Genomic DNA, 1395 nt, shown 5'->3' with positions numbered 1-1395 from the left:
GGCCTCGACGTGGAGCGCCTACGACATCTCGTGAACCCTGCTGTCTTCCACAAGGTGCAGGCGAACCGCATCGTGCCCCGTGATCCGGCGCTGACTCCACAGCGCCTGCGGCAGGTGCTCGTCCTGCCTTCGGCGCAGGCAACTTTGCCCGCGGATCTCCAGGAAGCCCTCCAGCGCGACGCTCGCACTGGAGGGCTTGAGCAGATGCGCGTGGTCGCCCAGGGGGTCGAAAGCGCGCGGGAGCACCCTCAGCGCACCGTGGTGATCGAAGGCATGCAACCTGGGCTTACCTATGGCGTGCGCGTCGTGCACGAGCGCGATGCCGAAACCATGACGGCGGCGGAGAACGTATGCCGAGTACCGGTCTGCCCTGCCGATTTCGTGCAGCCGAGGTAAGGGCGGCTTGTCGAAGACATAAAGGGGTTCGCGTCTGTCACCAGGCGCCCTGCGGTCAAGCAATCCGCGGTAAAAATCGCAACGTAAATGGGGGAGGCGATCATGCGTGAAGGTCAGTCTGCTGCCGCCTTGCAGGGGAGCGAACAACAAAGAAGACATGTGCGGTGTAGCCCATTCAGGCAGCGTGTGCGGAGGGCGATTGCCGCCTTCGGCGTTGCATTGATCGCAGGGCTCCCCTGTGGCCCAAGCGCAGGTCAATTGGCGGATCGACAACATCAGCCCACTCAATTCGGACCGCCACACGTCCGATGCAAACAGTGCTAGCGGGGGGGCGCGTCAACAAACTTGGCGCGCATCCCACCAACAACCAGATCTACTTTGCGGCCAGCGAATGGGGCGGCCTGTATCGAACGACCGACGGCGGGCGCAACTGGGTATATGTTCCCGGGCACCGCGCGCAGGCAGTCTGGGATGTGAAGTTCAGTCCGAATAATCCCACGATCCTCGTTGCTACCTCGCGGTTCGACGGCAAGACGACCCCGGACTCCGGGATCAGCGTCAGTCGGGACGGCGGCACCACGTGGACAGTTCCTCCCACCGCGCGCCCCAGTGCGAGTGATTGCCGATTCGCAGTGGACAGGACGGAGCCCGAGGCTTTCGGTATTGCGTTTGACCCCGCGAATGCGAACACGATTTACGTGGGCACAAGCTGCGGTCTGGCGACCAGCACCGATGCTGGCGTCACGTGGCGCTACATTGATCCCACGCCAGCCTATGGGGGCATGCGAGTGTGGAGCGTCATCGTCCACCACGGTGTTGTCGACATCTGCGGTGACGAGGGGCACCTGCGCTCCACCGACAATGCGGCCACCTTCATTGGTGGTGGTGCAGAGCCGGCAGGCTTATGTTCACTGGCAGCCTCTCCCGACGAAGGCAACGTGATTTTCCTCTCGGTCGGCACGCAAATCTTCGAGAGCCGGGACGGCGGCGCGACCTGGC

At 63.4% G+C, this 1395-nt stretch carries 2 protein-coding genes; both read left to right on the top strand.

Annotated features, from left to right (window positions below; genetic code table 11):
• The coding region (locus MKD50_RS30335) for a hypothetical protein (RefSeq protein WP_252669757.1) at positions 1 to 396 on the top strand (396 nt) is incomplete at its 5' end.
• A gap of 308 nt (positions 397 to 704) precedes the next feature.
• A partial coding sequence (locus MKD50_RS30330) for a WD40/YVTN/BNR-like repeat-containing protein (RefSeq protein ID WP_252669756.1) occupies positions 705 to 1395 on the top strand: 691 nt, incomplete at its 3' end.

The sequence above is a fragment of the Cupriavidus mimosae genome, from assembly GCF_023952485.1.
Classification (GTDB): Bacteria; Pseudomonadota; Gammaproteobacteria; order Burkholderiales; family Burkholderiaceae; genus Cupriavidus; species Cupriavidus taiwanensis_C.
The sequence above is the reverse complement of the archived record's forward strand: the minus strand, read 5'-3'. Positions and strand labels throughout refer to the sequence as shown.